General features: G+C 61.6%; 20 protein-coding genes and 1 pseudogene. 11 read left to right on the top strand and 10 right to left on the bottom strand.

Going from position 1 to position 19,101, the window contains the following annotated elements:
* The first annotated feature begins 13 nt into the window (after positions 1-13).
* The 8 genes and pseudogenes from AC4PS7_RS11275 to ppnP all read left to right on the top strand — a co-directional run bounded on the left by AC4PS7_RS11275 (position 14) and on the right by ppnP (position 7,524).
* Entirely contained in the window at positions 14-886 is an 873-nt protein-coding gene (locus AC4PS7_RS11275) for an SDR family oxidoreductase (protein WP_010208802.1), read from the top strand.
* 3 nt (positions 887-889) lie between these two features.
* Positions 890-2,506: a geranyl-CoA carboxylase subunit beta gene (atuC, locus tag AC4PS7_RS11270; protein ID WP_010208801.1), complete on the top strand. Its 1,617-nt coding sequence runs from the start codon at positions 890-892 to the stop codon at positions 2,504-2,506.
* Positions 2,507-2,519: 13 nt separating this feature from the next.
* The gene (gene atuD, locus AC4PS7_RS11265; RefSeq protein WP_010208800.1) at positions 2,520-3,677 is read left to right on the top strand and encodes a citronellyl-CoA dehydrogenase; all 1,158 of its coding nucleotides are present in this window, start codon (positions 2,520-2,522) and stop codon (positions 3,675-3,677) included.
* Positions 3,674-4,435 (top strand): enoyl-CoA hydratase/isomerase family protein, encoded by a 762-nt coding sequence (locus AC4PS7_RS11260; RefSeq protein WP_010208799.1) that lies wholly within the window; start codon positions 3,674-3,676, stop codon positions 4,433-4,435. Before atuD ends, AC4PS7_RS11260 begins: the two co-directional genes overlap by 4 nt.
* A gap of 117 nt (positions 4,436-4,552) precedes the next feature.
* A complete protein-coding gene (locus AC4PS7_RS11255) occupies positions 4,553-6,436 on the top strand; it encodes an acetyl-CoA carboxylase biotin carboxylase subunit (protein ID WP_042571860.1) in 1,884 nt (627 codons plus the stop codon).
* A gap of 73 nt (positions 6,437-6,509) precedes the next feature.
* On the top strand, positions 6,510-7,052 hold the full coding sequence (locus tag AC4PS7_RS11250) for a 3'-5' exonuclease (protein ID WP_021490825.1): 543 nt from the start codon (positions 6,510-6,512) through the stop codon (positions 7,050-7,052).
* Positions 7,053-7,117: 65 nt separating this feature from the next.
* A pseudogene (locus AC4PS7_RS11245) lies at positions 7,118-7,207 on the top strand (outer membrane lipoprotein carrier protein LolA); the annotation flags it as partial.
* A gap of 32 nt (positions 7,208-7,239) precedes the next feature.
* The gene (ppnP, locus tag AC4PS7_RS11240; RefSeq protein ID WP_010208796.1) at positions 7,240-7,524 is read left to right on the top strand and encodes a pyrimidine/purine nucleoside phosphorylase; all 285 of its coding nucleotides are present in this window, start codon (positions 7,240-7,242) and stop codon (positions 7,522-7,524) included.
* A gap of 66 nt (positions 7,525-7,590) precedes the next feature.
* Here ppnP and AC4PS7_RS11235 read toward each other — a convergent pair whose 3' ends face one another.
* Positions 7,591-8,397: an MOSC domain-containing protein gene (locus AC4PS7_RS11235; protein WP_010208795.1), complete on the bottom strand. Its 807-nt coding sequence runs from the start codon at positions 8,395-8,397 to the stop codon at positions 7,591-7,593.
* 39 nt (positions 8,398-8,436) lie between these two features.
* Entirely contained in the window at positions 8,437-9,372 is a 936-nt protein-coding gene (locus AC4PS7_RS11230) for a chemotaxis protein CheV (protein WP_010208794.1), read from the bottom strand.
* Positions 9,373-9,911: 539 nt separating this feature from the next.
* Between AC4PS7_RS11230 and AC4PS7_RS11225 the strand changes: the two genes are divergently transcribed.
* From AC4PS7_RS11225 to AC4PS7_RS11215, 3 genes are all read left to right on the top strand, one after another.
* Positions 9,912-10,361 carry a hypothetical protein gene (locus tag AC4PS7_RS11225; RefSeq protein WP_021490826.1) on the top strand — a complete coding sequence of 150 codons (450 nt, stop codon included), beginning with the start codon at positions 9,912-9,914 and terminating at the stop codon, positions 10,359-10,361.
* Positions 10,362-10,730: 369 nt separating this feature from the next.
* Complete coding sequence (locus tag AC4PS7_RS11220; protein ID WP_069673210.1) at positions 10,731-11,621, top strand: sensor histidine kinase; 891 nt, start codon at positions 10,731-10,733, stop codon at positions 11,619-11,621.
* Complete coding sequence (locus tag AC4PS7_RS11215) at positions 11,618-12,277, top strand: response regulator transcription factor (RefSeq protein WP_010208790.1); 660 nt, start codon at positions 11,618-11,620, stop codon at positions 12,275-12,277. The genes AC4PS7_RS11220 and AC4PS7_RS11215 overlap by 4 nt, the downstream gene beginning before the upstream one ends.
* Here the strand turns inward: AC4PS7_RS11215 and yegS are convergent.
* The 8 genes from yegS to AC4PS7_RS11175 all read right to left on the bottom strand — a co-directional run bounded on the left by yegS (position 12,236) and on the right by AC4PS7_RS11175 (position 19,084).
* The gene (gene yegS, locus AC4PS7_RS11210) at positions 12,236-13,156 is read right to left on the bottom strand and encodes a lipid kinase YegS (protein ID WP_010208787.1); all 921 of its coding nucleotides are present in this window, start codon (positions 13,154-13,156) and stop codon (positions 12,236-12,238) included. The genes AC4PS7_RS11215 and yegS overlap by 42 nt on opposite strands.
* A 572-nt stretch (positions 13,157-13,728) precedes the next feature.
* Positions 13,729-14,121, bottom strand: a complete 393-nt coding sequence (locus AC4PS7_RS11205; RefSeq protein WP_010208786.1) for a DUF2802 domain-containing protein — start codon at positions 14,119-14,121, stop codon at positions 13,729-13,731.
* Positions 14,122-14,604, bottom strand: a complete 483-nt coding sequence (locus AC4PS7_RS11200; protein ID WP_010208785.1) for a chemotaxis protein CheW — start codon at positions 14,602-14,604, stop codon at positions 14,122-14,124.
* 81 nt (positions 14,605-14,685) lie between these two features.
* Positions 14,686-15,474 (bottom strand): CheW domain-containing protein, encoded by a 789-nt coding sequence (locus AC4PS7_RS11195; RefSeq protein ID WP_010208784.1) that lies wholly within the window; start codon positions 15,472-15,474, stop codon positions 14,686-14,688.
* Entirely contained in the window at positions 15,474-16,262 is a 789-nt protein-coding gene (locus AC4PS7_RS11190; protein WP_010208781.1) for a ParA family protein, read from the bottom strand. Before AC4PS7_RS11190 ends, AC4PS7_RS11195 begins: the two co-directional genes overlap by 1 nt.
* Positions 16,263-16,313: 51 nt before the next feature.
* Positions 16,314-17,201 carry a flagellar motor protein MotD gene (motD, locus tag AC4PS7_RS11185; RefSeq protein WP_010208779.1) on the bottom strand — a complete coding sequence of 296 codons (888 nt, stop codon included), beginning with the start codon at positions 17,199-17,201 and terminating at the stop codon, positions 16,314-16,316.
* Between the two features lie 15 nt (positions 17,202-17,216).
* Positions 17,217-17,957, bottom strand: a complete 741-nt coding sequence (locus AC4PS7_RS11180) for a flagellar motor protein (RefSeq protein ID WP_010208778.1) — start codon at positions 17,955-17,957, stop codon at positions 17,217-17,219.
* Complete coding sequence (locus AC4PS7_RS11175) at positions 17,957-19,084, bottom strand: protein-glutamate methylesterase/protein-glutamine glutaminase (RefSeq protein ID WP_010208774.1); 1,128 nt, start codon at positions 19,082-19,084, stop codon at positions 17,957-17,959. The genes AC4PS7_RS11180 and AC4PS7_RS11175 overlap by 1 nt, the downstream gene beginning before the upstream one ends.
* Positions 19,085-19,101: the final 17 nt, after the last annotated feature.

The raw sequence follows: 19,101 nt of genomic DNA, 5'->3' as shown, positions 1-19,101 counted from the left end.
CAGGAGCGTTGCCGTGGCCTTCGACTCGATCTTCAAAGCCAACCTGTTCCACGGGCACACCGTGATGGTCACCGGCGGTGGCAGCGGTATTGGCCGCTGTACCGCCCATGAGTTGGCGGCCTTGGGTGCCAAGGTGATCCTGGTGGGACGCAAGCCGGAAAAGCTGCAAAACGTCGCGATCGAGATCGCCGAAGATGGCGGCAGCGCCGCGTGGCAGGCGTGCGACATTCGCGATGAAGAGGCCGTAAAGGCGCTGGTCAAACACATCATTCATGCCCACGGCCCGATCCACGGCCTGGTCAATAATGCGGGGGGCCAATATCCGTCACCGCTGGCGGCGATCAACCAAAAAGGCTTCGAAACCGTAATCCGCACCAACCTCGTCGGCGGCTTCCTGGTGGCGCGGGAAGTGTTCAACCAATCCATGAGCAAGCATGGCGGCGCCATCGTCAACATGCTCGCGGACATGTGGGGGGGCATGCCCGGCATGGGCCACTCGGGTGCGGCGCGCGCGGGCATGGACAACTTCACCAAGACCGCCGCCTTCGAATGGGGTTACGCCGGGGTACGGGTCAATGCCGTGGCGCCGGGCTGGATCGCCTCCAGCGGCATGGACACCTACGAAGGCGCGTTCAAGGCGGTGATCCCGACCTTGCGCGAACACGTGCCGCTCAAGCGCATCGGCACCGAATCGGAAGTCAGCGCGGCCATCGTGTTCCTGCTCAGCCCCGCCGCCGCCTTCATCAGTGGCAGCACTTTGCGCATCGACGGTGCGGCCAGCCTGGGCAGCCGCGCCTGGCCGTTGCACAAGGCGCAGGCACCGAGCGAACCCTTCAATGGCTTTCACCGTGCCTACCTGCCGGATGTGCTCAAGGCGGAGAAATAGACCATGCCGGTAATCGAGTCCTTGATCGACACCCACCACGCCCAGTTCGCGCAAAATCGCGAGGCCATGCTGGCGGCCATCGCCCACCTTCACCAGTTGGAACACACCCTGCTCGCCAAGGCTCAGGAAGCCAAGCCCAAGTTCGACAAGCGCGGCCAACTGCTGCCCCGCGAGCGTCTCGCCCTGTTGCTGGACCCCGGCGCGCCGTTCCTGGAACTGGCCAGCCTGGCCGGCTACAAGCTGCACGACGACAAGGATGGCAGCGCCGCCGGCGGTGGGTTGATCGCCGGCATCGGCTACGTCAGCGGCGTGCGCATGCTGGTGGTGGCCAATAACAGCGCGATCAAGGGCGGCACCATTTCCCCCACCGGCCTGAAGAAATCTCTGCGCCTGCAACACATCGCCATGGAGAACAAACTGCCCGTGGTGACCCTGGCCGAAAGCGGCGGCGCCAACCTCAACTACGCCGCCGAGATTTTCGTCGAGGGCGCGCGCAGCTTCGCCAACCAGGCGCGCATGTCGGCCATGGGTTTGCCGCAGATCACCGTGGTGCATGGCTCGGCCACGGCGGGCGGTGCCTATCAGCCGGGGCTGTCGGATTACGTGGTGGTGGTGCGTGGCCGGGCCAAACTGTTCCTCGCGGGCCCGCCGCTGCTCAAGGCCGCAACCGGCGAAGTGGCCACCGATGAAGAACTGGGTGGCGCAGAGATGCACGCACACACCGCCGGCACCGCCGAATACCTGGCGGAAAATGACGCCGACGGTGTGCGCATCGCACGGGACATCGTCGGCCTGTTGCCCTGGAATGATCACCTGCCAATGGTGCCAAACCGTGATTACGCAGAACCCCTGTATCCCATCGAAGAACTGCTGGGCCTGATCCCTGACGACCCGAAGAAACCCTACGACGTCCGCGAAATCCTCGCGCGCCTGGCCGACGGCTCCCGCTTCCTTGAATTCAAAGGCGAGTTCGATGCCCACACCGTCTGCGGCCACCTGCACATCCAAGGCCACGCCGTCGGGGTGATCGGCAACAACGGCCCGATCACGCCCAAGGGCGCGACCAAGGCCGCACACTTTATCCAACTGTGCGACCAAAGCCGCACGCCGCTGCTGTTCTTGCACAACACCACCGGCTTCATGGTCGGCACCGAGTCTGAGCAGCAAGGCGTGATCAAGCACGGCGCAAAGATGATCCAGGCGGTGGCCAATGCGCGAGTGCCTAAACTCACGATTGTGGTGGGCGGCTCCTACGGCGCCGGCAACTATGCAATGTGCGGCCGCGGCCTGGACCCGCGCTTTATCTTCGCCTGGCCCAACAGCCGCACGGCGGTGATGGGCGGTGCGCAGGCGGGCAAAGTGCTGCGCATCGTCACTGAGGCCAAGCAGTTGAAGGACGGCCTGGTGCCGGACCCCAAGGTGCTGGACATGCTGGAGCAGGTCACCGCACAGAAGCTCGACAGCCAATCCACCGCGCTTTATGGCAGTGCCAATTTGTGGGACGACGGGCTGATTGATCCACGGGATACACGGACCTTGCTGGGCTTTCTGCTGGATATCTGCCACGAGGCGCAGGTGCGTGAGTTGCAAGCCAATACCTTCGGTGTAGCGCGTTTTTAGGAGAACAATAAAAATGATCTTTACCCAGGAACACCAGGCACTGCGCCGCACCGTCCGCGCCTTCGTCGACCGCGAGATCAACCCCCATGTGGACGCATGGGAAAAAGCCGGACGCTTTCCCATCCATGAGATCTTCCGCAAGGCTGGCGACCTCGGTCTGCTCGGCATTTCCAAGCCGGAGAAATTCGGTGGCATGGGCCTGGACTACAGCTATTCCATCGTCGCCGCCGAAGAATTCGGCACCATTCGCTGCGGCGGCATTCCCATGTCCATTGGCGTACAGACCGACATGTGCACCCCCGCCCTCGCCCGCTTCGGCAGCGATGAACTGCGCGACGAATTCCTGCGTCCGGCCATCAGCGGCGAGCAGGTCGGCTGCATCGGCGTCTCGGAAACCGGCGCCGGCTCCGACGTGGCCGGGCTCAAGACCCATGCGCGCAAGGACGGCGACGACTACGTGATCAACGGCAGCAAAATGTGGATCACCAACTCACCCAGCGCCGACTTCATCTGCCTGCTGGCCAACACTTCCGACGACAAACCGCACATCAACAAGTCGCTGATCATGGTGCCGATGAACACCCCCGGCATCAGCGTCAGCCCGCCCCTGGAAAAGCTTGGCATGCACAGCTCCGAGACCGCCCAGGTGTTCTTCGACGACGTGCGCGTGCCGCAGCGCAACCGCATCGGCCATGAAGGCGCGGGGTTCATGATGCAGATGCTGCAGTTCCAGGAAGAACGCCTGTTTGGCGCGGCCAATATGATCAAGGGCCTGGAGCACTGCATCGACAGCACCATCGACTACTGCAAAGAACGCCAGACCTTCGGCAAGGCGCTGATCGATAACCAGGTCATTCACTTTCGCTTGGCTGAGCTCTCCACCGAAATCGAATGCCTGCGCGCGCTGGTCTATCAGGCCACCGAGCAATACATCAAAGGCCAGGACGTCACCCGCCTGGCCTCCATGGCCAAGCTCAAGGCCGGGCGCCTGGGCCGCGAAGTCAGCGACAGTTGCCTGCAATACTGGGGCGGCATGGGCTTTATGTGGGACAACCCCGTGGCCCGCGCTTATCGCGATGTGCGCCTGGTGTCGATCGGCGGCGGCGCCGACGAAATCATGCTGGGCATCATCTGCAAACTGATGGGCACCTTGCCGGGGAAAAAATCATGAAGACCTTGCTGCTGGAACCGCACAACGGCGTGTTGCACATCACCCTCAACCGCCCTGAAAACCGCAATGCGATGAGCCTGGAAATGGTCAATGAACTGCGCAGCGTGATGGCGAAGCTGGACAGCCAGACGCGGGCGGTGGTGATCAGCGGTTCAGGCGGGCATTTTTGCGCCGGGGCGGACGTGAAGGATCTCGTCACCGCGGGTAGCCAACTACAGGCACTGAACCGGGCGTTTGGCACCTTGCTGCAGGAAGTGGAAAGCGTGCCGCAAGTCGTGATCGTGGTGCTACAGGGCGCGGTGCTGGGCGGGGGGTTTGGGTTGGCGTGTGTGAGTGATATCGCGATAGCCGATCACCAGGCGCAATTCGGATTGCCGGAGACCAGCCTGGGATTATTGCCAGCGCAGATTGCGCCGTTTGTGGTCAAGCGGATTGGCCTGACCCAGGCACGACGGTTGGCGCTGACGGCAGCTCGGTTTGATGGCGTGGAAGCTGAACGATTGGGGGTGGTGCATTTTACCGAGCGCGACCCGCAGGCGCTGGCAGAGCGTTTGGATGAGGTACTGGGACACGTGCTGCGCTGCGCACCAGGCGCGAATGGACGGACCAAATCCCTGTTGCTGGCGAGTGTGGATGAGCCGCTTGAGGCTGTGCTGGACCGAGGGGCGCAGTGGTTTGCCGAGGCGGTAAGGAGCGAAGAAGGGATTGAGGGGACGCAGGCGTTTGTGCAGAAAAGAAAGCCTCGGTGGTGTAAGTGACGCCATCGCGAGCAAGCCAGCTCCCACAGTGCAGAGGTGCGAACACCTACAACTGTGGGGGCTGGCTTGCCTGCGATGAGGCCCGCTCAAACACCCCATCAGCCAAGGGATACACCCATGCCCGCATTCAGCAAAATCCTGATCGCCAACCGCGGTGAAATCGCCTGCCGCATCCAGCGCACCGCCCAGGCCCTTGGCTATCGCACGGTGGCGGTCTACAGCGATGCCGACGCCCAGGCCCTGCACGTACAGATGGCCGACGAAGCCGTGCACATCGGCCCCGCCCCGGTCCAACAGTCATACCTCAATATCGACGCCATCCTCAACGCTGCCAGAGTCACCAGCGCCGATGCCATCCACCCCGGCTACGGCTTCCTCTCCGAAAACCCCGACTTCGCCCGCGCCTGCCAACAAGCCGGCCTGACCTTCATCGGCCCCAGCCCCGAAGCCATCGAACTGATGGGCAGCAAACGCCTGTCCAAACTCGCCATGCTCGACGCGGGCGTGCCGTGCATCGCCGGTTACCAAGGCAGCGCCCAGGACGACAGCACCCTGCAACGGGAAGCCGACGCCATCGGCTACCCCTTGATGATCAAAGCCAGCGCCGGCGGTGGCGGTCGCGGCATGCGCCTCGTCCAGCACCCGGAAGAGCTGCTGGACAACCTGCACACCGCCCGCTCAGAGGCCAAAAACGCCTTCGGCAGCGGCGAACTGATCCTCGAACAAGCCCTGATCGACCCGCGCCACGTCGAAATCCAGCTGTTCGGCGACAGCCACGGCCACCTCATTTACCTCGGCGAGCGCGACTGCTCGATCCAACGCCGCCATCAGAAAATCATCGAGGAAGCCCCCTGCCCGGTCATGACGCCCGAACTGCGCCAGGCCATGGGCGAAGCCGCTTTGAACGCCGGGCGTGCGGTGAACTACGTCGGCGCCGGCACCGTGGAATTCCTGCTCGACCGCAACGGCCGATTCTACTTCCTGGAAATGAACACGCGTCTGCAAGTGGAACACCCGGTGACCGAACTGATCACCGGCCTCGACCTGGTGGACTGGCAGTTGCAAATCGCCGCCGGCCAACCATTGCCGCTGACACAGCCGGACGTCTCCCTCAACGGCCACGCCATGGAAGTGCGCCTGTACGCCGAAGACCCGGCCCAGGGTTTCCTGCCGCAAACCGGTGAGGTGTTGCGCTGGGATCCGGCCGCTGGCGTGCGTATCGACCATGGAGTGACGGAAGGCCAACGCATCAGCCCGTTCTACGACCCGATGCTGGGCAAAATCATTGCCTATGGCGCGACCCGCGAAGAGGCGCGACGCAAATTGCTACGGGCGGTGGAAGATACGGTGCTGCTCGGGGTCACCACCAATCAGCCGTTGCTGGTTGATCTGCTCAAGCATCCGGACTTTGTCGGCGGCGATTTCAGTACCGGATTTATTGCTGAGCACTTCAGCGAAATCCAGCCCCTGACGCCGTCAGCAGAACACCTTGCCCTGGCCGCCGCACTGTTTTACCAGCACAGCGCCAACCAGCATCCCCAAGGCCTGGCGGGATGGCGCAACAACACCAGCGCACCCTGCACCTATCGCCTGGAGGTCAACGGCGACACCCACACCGTCAACGCTGCCCCCCTGCCTCTCACCACCGACGGCCGCCACGCCAACCACGTGTTCAATGGCATCCGCCGCCGCACCGCCTATCACCTCGTCGGCAACCAACTGTGGCTACCTGGCCTCACGGTGACTGACCGCACCCAGCAAGTCGCCAGCCGCCAGGCCAACGTCAGCAGCGGCACGGTCAAGGCGCCGATGGACGGTGCAATTGTCGATGTGCGGGTCAGCGCCGGCGACAGCGTGACCAAAGGCCAACTGTTGCTGGTGCTCGAAGCCATGAAAATGGAGCATCCGTTGACGGCCGGTATCGACGGTGTGATCAAGGGCGTGCAAGTAATCGCCGGTGATCAGGTGCGCAATCGTCAAGTTTTACTGGAGATCGTCTAGCCCCTAGGCGGAACTACAGGGGCGGGCTACGCTCTATCCCCATCAGAAAGGGAAGAGTACGGGAACCTGCACGATGCCTCATTGGCTGATTATTGACCTTGAAGCCACAACGGATGAAGGCGGCTGGCCCGTGACGGAGATGGAAGTCATCGAGATCGGCGCGAGCCTGGTCAACCGCCAGGGCCGCGAACTGGATCACTTCCAGCGCTTTGTGCGGCCGCTGCGCCGGCCATTGCTAACGCCCTTTTGTCGCCAACTGACCCACATCACCCAGGCAAACATTGATGGCGCGGCGCCGATGACCGAGGTGTGGCCGCTATTCGAGCGCTGGCTGGGCCAGCATCAGCCGCGCCTGGAAGGCTGGGCCAGCTGGGGTGATTACGATCGTAAGCAACTGGAGCTCGAATGGCAGCGCCACGGCCTGTCCAGCGCACTCGCGACCACGCCCCACCTGAACCTCAAGCAGCGCTTCGCCAAGGCCAGGCGGCTGGACAAGCCCCTGGGGCTCAACGGCGCCCTGCAATTGGCGGGGATGCAGTTCCATGGCCAACAGCATCGGGCGCTGGAGGATGCACGCAACACCGCGCGCCTGCTGCCGTTGATTTTGCCGGTCTAGGCAGCTCCTCTGGCCTTGGGCATACTGGACGCCCTTTTTGGTGATGCTTACCTGTAGGAGCGAGCTTGCTCGCGAAGAACGTCAACGCTAAAGCGGGTAATCTGATTAAACGCGGTGCCTGGGCGTTCTTCGCGAGCAAGCTCGCTCCTACAATAAAAGCATCAACCCCTTTTCCGAGGAATCGCCCATGTTCAAAGTCAACGAGTACTTCGACGGCACCGTCAAGTCGATCGCTTTCGGCACCGCAGAAGGTCCGGCGACGATCGGCGTAATGGCCCCCGGCGAATACGAGTTCGGCACCGCCCAGCGTGAAATCATGCACGTGGTGTCTGGCGCCCTGACCGTCAAACTGCCTGATGCCAGCGAGTGGGAAACCTTCGCCGCCGGCAGCCAGTTCAACGTGCCCGCCAACAGCAAGTTCCAGCTGAAGGTCGCCGTGGACACCGCTTACCTGTGCGAATACCGCGGCTAAGGGTTTCCCGGAAGCAAAAAAAAGCCCGTCTCGCAGGAGACGGGCTTTTTTTATGCGTGAGGAAAGTTACTCCAGGATCGTCACCGGCATCCCGACTTCCAGGCGCCCGATACCGTCGTTGACCAGGTTCTGGCCGAAAATCGCGCCGGCTTCGGTCTTGCGATATGCCTCAAGCGTGGCGAAAGGTTCGCGGTCAGCGCTGCGCTCGCCAGTCTGCGGGTCGATGGTGGTGAGGATGCAGCGCGAGCACGGCTTGACCGCACGAAACTCCACGTCGCCGATTCGCAAGCGTTTCCAGCCATCTTCGGCGAAGGCTGCGCTGCCCTCAATGACCAGGTTGGGCCGAAAGCGCAACATGTCCATGGGGCGGCCGATGCGCTGTGAAAGGTCGTCCAGTGACGCCTGACCGATCACCAGCAGCGGGTAACCGTCGGCAAACGCGACCTGGTCGTCGTCCTTGCCGTAACCGGCCTGAGTGGTGCGGGCGCGTTCGAGGGGGATTTGCACCAGGCGCGTCGGTTTGCCGATGAAATCGCTGACCCACGCGGCCGCCGCGTCGCCCGCGTCCGGCACGCGCAAGGTGTCGCGCCAGATCGTCACACCCCGCAACTCGGCGTCGCTGCCGGGCAGCGCCACGTCCAGCGGCGTGTAACCCGGCGAACTCAAGGTGAGGCCGCCGCTGCGGTTCCACAACGCCGACAGTTGGCTCATCTTTGCCACGGCACGCTGCGTGAGGAAACGTCCACTGGCTTCATCCACCAGCATCCAGCGTCGGTCCCCGTCCACCCCGAGTTTATCCAGGCCGACGTGCTGCAGTATTTCGGCCTTGCCGGACTTCAAGGGGTAACGGTACAACGCGCTGAGACGAAGCATGAGCCTGCATTCCTGAGGGACAAAGCCATCACCCTAAGGTCAAGCGGGCACTTCGTCCAGCATCAGACGCTGACGCACCACATCCACCAGCTTGTCGGGCTGGAATTTGGACAGGAAGTTGTCGCAGCCGACCTTCTTCACCATCGAATCGTTGAAACTGCCCGACAGCGAGGTGTGCAGCACCACATACAAGCCACGCAGACGCGGGTCGTTGCGGATCTCCGTGGTGAGGCGGTAGCCGTCCATCTCAGGCATTTCGGCGTCGGTGAAGATCATCAGCAGCTTGTCGGTCATCACCTGGCCGCTGTCGGCCCAGGCCTTGAGCATGTTCAGCGCCTTGAGACCGTCGCTGGCGATGTGCATCTTCACCCCCAACTGGCCGAGTGTGTCGCGCAGTTGCGAGAGGGCCACGTTGGAATCGTCCACCAGCAGCACTTCGCGGCCACGGGCACGCTCCAGCACCGGATCTTCGAGTTTTTCACGGGAGACCTTGGCGTTGTACGGCACGATCTCGGCCAGGACTTTTTCCACGTCGATGATTTCCACCAACTGGTCGTCGACCTTGCTGATGGCCGTGAGGTAATGCTGGCGACCGGCACTGGTCGGTGGCGGCAGGATGGCTTCCCAGTTCATGTTGACGATGCGGTCCACGCCGCCCACCAGGAACGCCTGCACCGAGCGGTTGTACTCGGTGACGATAATCGTACTGTTGGGGCCCGGCACCAGCGGGCGCATCCCAATGGCCTGGGACAGGTCAATCACCGGCAGGGTCTGGCCCCGCAGGTTGACCACGCCACAGACGAACGGGTGGCGCTGCGGCATCAAGGTCAACTTGGGCAGTTGCAGGACTTCCTGCACCTTGAACACGTTGATCGCGAACAACTGACGCCCGAAAAGGCGGAACATGAGGATTTCCAGGCGATTCTCACCCACCAGTTGCGTGCGTTGATCTACCGTGTCGAGAATGCCGGCCATTAAATGCTCCTGATGCGCTAAAGGTTGTGCAGCTCACTTACAGCTTGTTATCGGCGGCAAGCGCCAGACCTTGACCCTTGTAAAATGCCACGTAAATCCATTGATGTCACACTGACATCATGGTTTACTGCGCTGGCCTCTCCAGAGAGCGGCACGGCGACGGTGCACGACATTCAATTCGGTGCAAGGTTCCGCCATGTAAGGGATTCCCCTATGCACAATCAGGCCCAACCTGATATTCGCAATATCTAATAGCCATTAATGTGACGCCATTCTCAATGCATGAATGGAGTCAGGCTTTTGTTTGCCATCCCAAGCCCTCGGCCCACAGGCCTTCTAGACATTCAAATGTCGGCAATTGAAGGTGTGCAATTGACCCCGTTCATGACGGCCGCGCACAGCCCTCGCCGTCACTCTAATAATCTTCCTACTGACAATTCAGAAGCAACCTACAGATCCCAGTCATATTTCAGCGCTACTTTTAAGCCATTCACCCGGTGCGACATCTCATCACCCGACCTTATGTTGCGGAGACTTGTATGATGAACAGCGCAAATGAATGGCAGACAACTCTTCCTGAATTTTTGCTTGAAGCAGAAACCCTGCTGGCCAAGTCGCAAGAGTGCTTGAGCCATCTGCACCTGATCCGCGACGACAGCGATGCCATCGAGTGCATGAAGGCCAGCCTGACGAAACTGGCCGAGAAGGCTGACAACCTGGCCCTGCAGGCGATCAGCGAATTTTCCCGGCATATCCACTACCTGATTGCCAATGCTGCCAGCCCGATGCAACTGCATGATCAGGCGCTGGATGCCTTGCACGCGTGCCTGACGCTACTGGCATGGCAGCTTGAACTGATCGATGCCCGCACCGGCGAACTGGGTATGGATGAGAGTGAGCAAGCAACCCTGATTGCTACTGTCACGCTACAGATTCCGCAAAAAGACTTCAGCTATAAACCGCAGCAGCGGATGCACCACGCGTCTTGAGCGAATATCAGGTCGTGTTTAACCGGAAGTTATCTGAAAACGACATCCCCATTAATTCAAGGGCATTTCGTTGCGCAGAAAAAGATATCAATTAGCCATTAACGGTAATAACGATACAAACAAACAGAAATAATATAACGCCCCTACTCCATGAACTCTGGGAATACCGCCCGGAGCATTTGCGCAGTTAATACCCCTTGCCTGGCACGGCACCAGGCGACCAACGGTAATAGTGGTGGTACTATGCCCCACTCGAAGTGACTCAACTTCATCATGCATAAAAACGATTCGATTACACGGTCCAAACAGAGCCCTGTCAGCCGCCGTGACCGGACTTTCCGCAGCGAACCTTCATTGGCTCCATCCGCTATGTACGCCTCCCTCAAGACACTCATCGCAAGGTCCGCGTCCCGCAGCAATGCACGCCGTTTGATCCTCGCGCTGTGCCTTGGCTCGCTGCTGCTGAGCCTGTGGGCCTACCATTTTTCCGCGGCCTTGCCGCTGCTGGTGATGCTCAACCTGACCACACTGGTGGTGGTCGGCCTGCAACAGTGGCACTCGCGCAAAGCCATCAAGTTCCAGCCCCAGGAACTGGCCGATCGCCTGTTGCAAGTGCAGGAAAACGAACGCCACCGCCTCAGTCGCGAACTGCATGACGACATCGGCCAACTGCTCACTGCCGCCAAGCTGCAAAGCGAATGGCTCAAGCGCCGCCTGCCCGAAGACCTACAAAGCCAGTGCACGGTGCTGTGCAACACCCTCAATGAAACCCTGGCCAAGGTGCGTGACGTCTCCGCCATCCTCAACCCGCGCCAGTTGGCCAGCCTGGGCCTGGAAGCCAGCCTGCGGGCGCACCTGCTCAAAACCCTTGAAAACACGCAGGTGTGCTGGAGCCTGGAATGCCAGCAACGGCTGACCGGCATCCCGGAAGAAATGGCCGTGGCAGCCTTTCGCATTACCCAGGAAGCGGTGACCAACATGCTGCGCCACGCCCAGGCGCGCAATCTGCTGGTACGCCTGCAACGCCTGCCTGAGGGCCTGTCACTGTTTATCAGCGATGACGGCCAGGGCTTTTCGCCAGCCATCGACCCGGGCCTGGAAGGCCAACGAGGTATGGCCGGTATGTCAGAGCGGATTGATCAGCTTGGCGGTTCATTATCCGTCAGCAGCCAGCCAGGCAAAGGGACACGGATCGACGCGCTTTTCCCCTGGGCGCCCCGCGCCCTCGAACGGGCCAGTTCCCCTAAGGTTCTCGAGTGACCTGCACATTACTCCTGGTGGATGACCATGCACTGATCCGGGCCGGCGTACGCGCGCTGGTCCAGGACATTCCTGGTTACACGGTGGTCGGCGAAGCCAGCGATGGCGCGCAATTACTGGAGCGGTTCAGCGCCCTGTTGCCCGATATCGTGCTGCTGGACCTGTCGATGAAACACACCGGCGGCCTGGATGCCCTGCAGCAACTCAAGCGCGCCTACCCCAAGAGCCGCGTGCTGATCCTGTCGATGCACACCGACCCGGAACTGATCATGTGCGCGCTGGAATCCGGCGCCCACGGCTACCTGCTCAAGGACACCACCGCCAATGAGCTGGAACACGCGCTCCTGGCTCTGCGCAACAACGAGCGCTATCTGAGCCCGGCGATTGCCCACACGGTGATCAACCAGGCGCTGGTGCGCAGCCAGGGTCCAACCCCGCCCGCGGGTCATAGCCACAACCTCACGGCGCGGCAGCTGGAAATTCTGCGCCTGATCGTACGCGGCAAGTCTACCCGGGAAATCGCCCACGGCCTGGGCCTGAGCATCAAGACCGTGGAAGCGCACCGCTCGCAGATCATGAAGCGCCTGCAGATTTTCGACGTGGCGGGCCTGGTGTTATTTGCGGTGCGCGAGCAGATCATCAGCCTGGACGACTAACGGCGAATCCACCGGCAGGTGCACACGCAAGGCCTTGGGCAAGGCCTCGAAGTGCAGGTCATCGCCCTCCAGCGGCTCGCCATCCAGGTTGATGTACAGGCCCTGCGCGACCTTGATATTCACCCATGGCAGGCGCGCCCGCACAAACATGGTGTCCAGGCCCCAGCCATTGCTCATCAGTTCTCGCAGAGTACCGACCACTTCCTGAGGCGCGGGCAGGATGCTGACATCCAGCAAGCCATCATCGGCCATGGCGCCTGGACATAGCTCATGCCCACCGCCCGCCTGGCGACCGTTGCCGATGCCCAGGGCGAGCAACTCGCCTTTCCAATGGAAGTCGGGGCCGTCCAGCTCGGCGTAGGCAGCCTTTAGCTCGCTGAACCGCGTCAAACCCGTGAACAGGTAGGCGGCGCCGCCCAGGACCTTCTTCAAGTCTTCAGAGGTATTGGCCGTGACTTGGCTGCCGAAACCGCCGGTGGCCATGTTGAGGAAGATTTGCCCGCCGACCTGGCCAAGGTCAATGGCCCTTGGCGGCACATCCAGCAGTGCCAGGGCCTGGGCGGGTTCCAGCGGCACACCGGCAGCCTTGGCGAAGTCGTTGGCGGTGCCCAGGGGCATCAACACCAGGCTGGCGTCAGTCTTGGCCTGGGCCATGGCTTCGGCCACATCACGCAAGGTACCGTCGCCGCCGCCGGCAATGATGTGGGTGTAGCCGTCGGCCAGGGCTTCGCTGACCAGACGTTGGGCATCGCCACCTTCCCAGGTGACCCGCACGGCCAGCTCCCCACCCTGCTCGCGCCGGGCCTGCACGGCGGAGCGTACGTCCTCGTTGAGGGCTTGCTTGCCGTGGAGGATCAACAGGGCTTTGGGGGTGGTCATGGGTGGGTTACTCCTGGATTCAAAGGTGCTCGGAAGATGTGGACCTTTGGCAAGGAGAAAAAAGCCATCGAATGGGAAAATAATTGGATGATTGAGTACATATCCGTTTTTTGGGTAACGGCTGCTTAGGGTTCCGCCCTTACGGCGGGTCACTTTTGGAAAAGAGCCCCAACACTCGGTGTGCCCGTAATCCGACAGTGATTTGGGGGGCCGCCAAAGATCATAAACAAAGCCAGAGCCAGAGCAGATTGATATCTACCTGATATAGGAGATCTAAATTGTGGGAGCGGGCTTGCTCGCGAAAGCGGTGGATCAGTTAGCGATGTAATCGCTGACACGCCGCCTTCGCGAGCAAGCCCGCTCCCACATTTGAAACTGAGACCGGCTTCCAGAAACCGGTCGGCTACTAGGCCGCCGCGCTTCTGCTTGTGATCTAAGGCGCCCCGTCAAACACGCTGGCCGAACGCAGGCTTTGGAGTGAGGGCACCACACCGAGCCGAGGCGAGGCGAGGTGCCGAGTGTTGGGGCGGAACCAATAGCAGCCGTTACCCAAATAATGGATATGTACTCAATCAGCTCTTATGCAACTTGCTCATCAATTGCGCCTCAGCCTGAGTCAACCCACACGACTGCGTCAGCTCATCCACCGTAGCCCCCATCCCCACCAGCTTGGCAGCCTGGGCAAACGAAAGACTCGAAGGATCCCGCTGCTCGATCTGCGCCAGCTTGTCCGGCAACGGCGCAAGAATCGCGCGCAGTTCATGCACCTCATCCCCCACCCTCACCGCACTCTGCTGGTAATGATCGACCCGCTTCACCAACTCAAGCACGCGCCGGTCACGCACAGCATCACGCTCAGCCTGCTGCAACAACCATTCGCGCTGCTGACGCACATAGCGCAACAGAAACGCCAAGGTCCCGGCCCACAACAGGGCCAGGACGATCACCGCAGCTTCAAGGAACAATCAGATGCTCTCCAGTTCCGACCATTCTTCTTCGCTCATCATCTTGTCCAGCTCAACCAGAATCAACAGTTCGTTGTTCTTGTTGCACACGCCCTGGATGAACTTGGCCGATTCCTCGTTGCCCACGTTCGGCGCGGTTTCCACTTCCGATTGGCGCAGGTAGACCACTTCCGCGACGCTGTCGACCATGATCCCGACCACTTGCTTGTCGGCTTCGATGATGACGATACGCGTGTTGTCGCTGACTTCGACCGTGCCCAGGCCAAAACGCTGGCGGGTGTCGATCACCGTCACCACGTTGCCGCGCAGGTTGATGATGCCCAGCACATAGCTTGGCGCACCGGGAACCGGAGCGATCTCGGTGTAGCGCAGCACTTCCTGCACGCGCATCACGTTAATACCGTAGGTTTCGTTGTCCAGTTTGAAGGTAACCCATTGCAGGATCGGATCATCCAAACCTTGTGCGGACGCTGACTTGTTCATATCTCTGACCCCTTCAAATGCCGATGTAGGCGGCGTGTGTACTTCTATTGGCCGCACGCGCGTGCGGCCCTTATTGTCCAATCAACTGCGTTTGTTCACTGGCATCGCCTTAACGGCACCGCTGGCGATCAACTCGGCCAGTTCGGCGACGTCGAGCAACGCGCACATATGTTCGATCACGGTGCCCGCCAGCCAAGGCCGTTGGCCTCGGTGGCTGCGCCATTTGATTTCGTTCGGGTCCAGGCGCAACGAGCGGCTGACTTGATGCACCGCCAACCCCCACTCGTAGCCCTGCACCGAGATCACGTATTGCAAGCCTTGGCGGAAGTCGTCGCGGTAGCGGTCGGGCATCACCCAGCGCGCGGTGTCCAGGACTTTCAGGTTGCCGGCCTGGCTGGGCAGGATGCCAAGAAACCACTCCGGTTGCCCGAACAACGGCGTCAGCTCCTGACCCTCCAGGGAGTAGATCGAGCCCAGGCACACCAGCGGAACTGCCAGGGTCAAGCCGGCGACGTCGAACAGCAGGCACTCGAACGGTTCGGCAGCCCAGCTCGGGCGGTCATCACCGGCCACCGGCGGCGGCGTGATGCTCGGCGGCAGGTGCACTTCCACCACTGGCTCGACCACGGCAGGGGCAACCACCACCGGCGCCACCTGCGGTGTCATCGGCACCACGCTTCGCGCATCCCGGGCTTGCTCTTCCAACACCGCCAACTGGAATTCATCCAGTACGGCTTCTGGTTCAACAGCCGGTTCCAGTACCAGGATCGGTTCCGGAAATTCTTGCGCGGTCGCATCCTGCAACAAGGCATCCAGGTAGGATTCCAGTGCCAGTTGCGGCCGGGTCTTGAGTTCTACGGGACGGTTCATCACGCCACCTGCGCCACAAGTTGCTGCGACAGCAGGTGCTTGAGCAACGCACGGTAGGCCAGTACGCCGCGGCTTTTCGAGTCGAATTGCGACGGCGCGAGGCCGGCACGGCTGGCGTCACGCAGGCGCGTGTCCACCGGGATGTAGCCGTTCCAGATGGTGTCCGGGTAGGCATCGCGCAACACGCGCAGGGTGCCGAGGGAGGCCTGGGTACGCCGGTCGAACAAGGTCGGCACGATGCTGAACGGCAGCGCCTGTTTGCGCGAACGGTTGATCATCGCCAGGGTGCTGACCATGCGCTCCAGGCCTTTGACGGCCAAGTGCTCGGTTTGCACCGGGATCACCAACTGCTGGCTCGCCGCCAAGGCATTGACCATCAACACCCCAAGCAGCGGCGGGCTGTCGATGATCGCGTAGTCGAAGTCCTGCCACAGTTGCGCCAGGGTCTTGGCGATCACCAGACCCAACCCGCTCTGCCCCGGCGACTGGCGCTCAAGGGTGGCGAGGGCGGTGCTGGACGGCAGCAGGGAAATGCTTTCGTTACTGGTGGGCAGCAGCAGTTGCCCAGGCAAATCGGCCGGTACGCTGCCTTTGTGCAGGAACAGGTCGTAGTTGCTGTGTTCCAGCGCGTCCGGGTCATAGCCGAAATAGCTGGTCATGGAGCCATGGGGGTCCAGGTCCACCACAACCACGCGCTTGCCCGCCTCGGCCAGCAAGCCGGCTAAGGCGATAGAAGTGGTGGTCTTGCCGACTCCACCTTTTTGATTGGCAACTGCCCAGACTCTCATTCGGTTGGTTCCTCCCGGCAGGCACAGGCGCGACCGAGACATTGCATAGGGTTATTGAGCCGGCGACGGAGAATTGACGGCGCTCTGACGAACCGGCGGTTTTACAGGGGGCGGTGCAGTTTGTGTGCCAGCCCGCTTCAAGGCCGCATCCGGTGTTGCATTGGCGGTGCCGGTGCCAGTCAGGCTGCGACGCACATCCAGGTTGCGCGACACCACCAGCACCACCCGACGGTTCTTCGCGCGGCCCTCTGCCGTCGCGTTATTGGCCACCGGCTGGAACTCGCCATAGCCCACCGACGCCAGGCGTCCAGGGTTTATGCCCTGCATCGCCAACATGCGCACGATGCTTGAAGCGCGCGCCGAGGACAGCTCCCAGTTGGTCGGGTACTGCGCGGTGCTGATCGGGAAATTGTCGGTGAAGCCTTCGACATGGATCGGGTTTTCAAACGGCTTGAGGATCGCCGCCACCTTGTCGATGATGGTAAACGCCTGGTCGCTCGGCAACGCGTCGGCGCTGGCAAACAGCAGGCTGGAATTGAGCTCGATCTCCACCCACAACTCGTTGCCGCGCACGGTCATCTGGTTGGAACTGATCAGGTCGCCAAACGCTGCGCTGATGTCATCGGCGATGCTTTTCAGCGGATCACTGGTGCCACCCACCCCGGCAGCGGTTTCATCGCTGTCGTTGACCAGCGGCTTGGCCGGGGTCACGGTCTTGGGTCGCTCCTCGCCGATGGGAATGGCCTTGAGCGAGCGATCGGCGTCGTTGAACACGCCGATCAAGGCCTGGGAAATGACCTTGTACTTGCCTTCGTTGATCGACGAGATGGAGTACATCACCACGAAAAAGGCGAACAGCAGGGTAATGAAGTCCGCGTAGGACACCAGCCACCGCTCATGGTTGACGTGTTCTTCAGGCTCGCGACGGCGACGGCTCACAATGCATACCTCCCATCAATCCATGAAGCCCTGGAGCTTCAATTCGATGGAGCGCGGGTTCTCGCCCTCGGCAATCGACAAAATACCTTCCAGCAACATTTCGCGGTAACGCGACTGGCGCATGGCGATCGACTTGAGTTTGCTCGCCACCGGCAACAACACCAGGTTGGCACTGGCTACGCCGTAGATGGTGGCGACAAACGCCACGGCAATACCGCTGCCCAGTTGCGAAGGGTCGGCCAGGTTGCCCATCACGTGGATCAGGCCCATCACCGCACCGATGATGCCGATGGTCGGCGCATAACCGCCCATGCTTTCAAAGACTTTGGCGGCGTTGATGTCGCGGCTTTCCTGGGTATAAAAATCCACTTCCAGGATGCTGCGGATCGCTTCCGGCTCGGCCCCGTCCACCAGCAATTGCAGGCCTTTGCGCGCGTAGCTGTCCGGCTCGGCATCGGCCACGCCTTCCAGCCCCAGCAGGCCTTCCTTGCGCGCGGTGAGACTCCAGTTGACTACACGGTCGATGCCGCCCGGCAGGTCGACACGTGGCGGGAAGATGATCCACACCAGAATCTGCATGGCACGCTTGAACGAGCTCAGGGGCGATTGCAACAACGCAGCACCCACGGTGCCACCGATCACGATCAGCGCCGCCGGGCCGTTGGCCAGGGCGCCGAGGTGGCCGCCTTCAAGGTAGTTGCCGCCAATGATCGCGACAAACGCCATGATGATGCCGATCAGGCTCAGGACATCCATCAGAGGCAGGCCTCCACCAGATGCTTGCCGATGTCGTCCAGGCTGTAGACAGCGTCAGCCAGGTCGGCCTTGACGATGGCCATGGGCATGCCGTAGATCACGCAGCTGGCTTCGTCCTGGGCCCAGATGGCGCTGCCGCCTTGCTTGAGCAGGCGCGCGCCTTCACGGCCGTCGGCGCCCATGCCGGTGAGCACCACCGCCAGAACTTTGTCGCCGTAGGACTTGGCCGCCGATCCGAAGGTGATATCCACGCATGGCTTGTAGTTCAGGCGCTCGTCACCCGGCAGGATTTTGATCGCGCCACGGCCGTCCACCATCATCTGCTTGCCACCCGGCGCCAGCAGCGCCAGACCCGGACGCAGGATGTCGCCATCCTCGGCTTCCTTGACGCTGATGCGGCACAGTTTGTCCAGGCGCTCGGCAAAGGCCTTGGTGAACGCAGCGGGCATGTGCTGGATCAGCACGATCGGCGCCGGGAAGTTGGCCGGCAACTGGGTCAATACGCGTTGCAGGGCAACCGGGCCGCCCGTGGACGTACCGATGGCGACCAACTTATAGGCTTTGCGCTTGGGTGCAGGCGAATACGCCGCCGCAGGTGCAGCCGTACGTACCGGCGGCGCCGCAGGCCGTGCAACCGGCGCAGGCGCCGGGCGACTATACGAAGAACTGGTGGGAGCAGCAGGCGCAGCAACGGGTGCTGGCGCAGGCGCACTGAACAGGCTACGACGGTTACTGCGCGAGATGCTGTGCACCTTCTCGCACAGCATCTGCTTGACCTTCTCGGGGTTGCGCGAGATGTCTTCGAAATTCTTCGGCAGAAAATCCACCGCGCCGGCGTCCAGCGCATCCAGGGTGACCCGGGCGCCTTCGTGAGTCAGCGAGGAGAACATCAACACCGGGGTCGGGCAACGTTGCATGATGTGCCGGACTGCCGTGATGCCATCCATCATTGGCATCTCGTAGTCCATGGTGATCACGTCCGGTTTCAACGCAATGGCTTGATCAATCGCCTCTTTGCCGTTGGTGGCCGTACCGACCACCTGGATGCTTGGATCGGCGGAAAGAATTTCCGAGACGCGGCGACGGAAGAAACCCGAATCGTCCACCACCAGGACCTTGACTGCCATAAACACTCCGTTAGGCG

Source organism: Pseudomonas sp. DW-iso3 (genome assembly GCF_058725305.1).
Note: the sequence above shows the minus strand (reverse complement) of the source record. Positions and strands in the feature narration are given on the sequence as shown.

What these genes read in the sequence shown, in the direction of transcription:
- atuC (WP_010208801.1), top strand. Translation starts at nt 890, where the DNA reads ATGCCGGTAATCGAGTCCTTGATCGACACCCACCACGCCCAGTTCGCG.
- atuD (WP_010208800.1), top strand. Translation starts at nt 2,520, where the DNA reads ATGATCTTTACCCAGGAACACCAGGCACTGCGCCGCACCGTCCGCGCC.
- AC4PS7_RS11260 (WP_010208799.1), top strand. Translation starts at nt 3,674, where the DNA reads ATGAAGACCTTGCTGCTGGAACCGCACAACGGCGTGTTGCACATCACC.
- AC4PS7_RS11255 (WP_042571860.1), top strand. Translation starts at nt 4,553, where the DNA reads ATGCCCGCATTCAGCAAAATCCTGATCGCCAACCGCGGTGAAATCGCC.
- AC4PS7_RS11250 (WP_021490825.1), top strand. Translation starts at nt 6,510, where the DNA reads ATGCCTCATTGGCTGATTATTGACCTTGAAGCCACAACGGATGAAGGC.
- ppnP (WP_010208796.1), top strand. Translation starts at nt 7,240, where the DNA reads ATGTTCAAAGTCAACGAGTACTTCGACGGCACCGTCAAGTCGATCGCT.
- AC4PS7_RS11235 (WP_010208795.1), bottom strand. Translation starts at nt 8,397, where the DNA reads ATGCTTCGTCTCAGCGCGTTGTACCGTTACCCCTTGAAGTCCGGCAAG.
- AC4PS7_RS11230 (WP_010208794.1), bottom strand. Translation starts at nt 9,372, where the DNA reads ATGGCCGGCATTCTCGACACGGTAGATCAACGCACGCAACTGGTGGGT.
- AC4PS7_RS11225 (WP_021490826.1), top strand. Translation starts at nt 9,912, where the DNA reads ATGATGAACAGCGCAAATGAATGGCAGACAACTCTTCCTGAATTTTTG.
- AC4PS7_RS11220 (WP_069673210.1), top strand. Translation starts at nt 10,731, where the DNA reads ATGTACGCCTCCCTCAAGACACTCATCGCAAGGTCCGCGTCCCGCAGC.
- yegS (WP_010208787.1), bottom strand. Translation starts at nt 13,156, where the DNA reads ATGACCACCCCCAAAGCCCTGTTGATCCTCCACGGCAAGCAAGCCCTC.
- AC4PS7_RS11200 (WP_010208785.1), bottom strand. Translation starts at nt 14,604, where the DNA reads ATGAACAAGTCAGCGTCCGCACAAGGTTTGGATGATCCGATCCTGCAA.
- AC4PS7_RS11195 (WP_010208784.1), bottom strand. Translation starts at nt 15,474, where the DNA reads ATGAACCGTCCCGTAGAACTCAAGACCCGGCCGCAACTGGCACTGGAA.
- AC4PS7_RS11190 (WP_010208781.1), bottom strand. Translation starts at nt 16,262, where the DNA reads ATGAGAGTCTGGGCAGTTGCCAATCAAAAAGGTGGAGTCGGCAAGACC.
- AC4PS7_RS11180 (WP_010208778.1), bottom strand. Translation starts at nt 17,957, where the DNA reads ATGGATGTCCTGAGCCTGATCGGCATCATCATGGCGTTTGTCGCGATC.
- AC4PS7_RS11175 (WP_010208774.1), bottom strand. Translation starts at nt 19,084, where the DNA reads ATGGCAGTCAAGGTCCTGGTGGTGGACGATTCGGGTTTCTTCCGTCGC.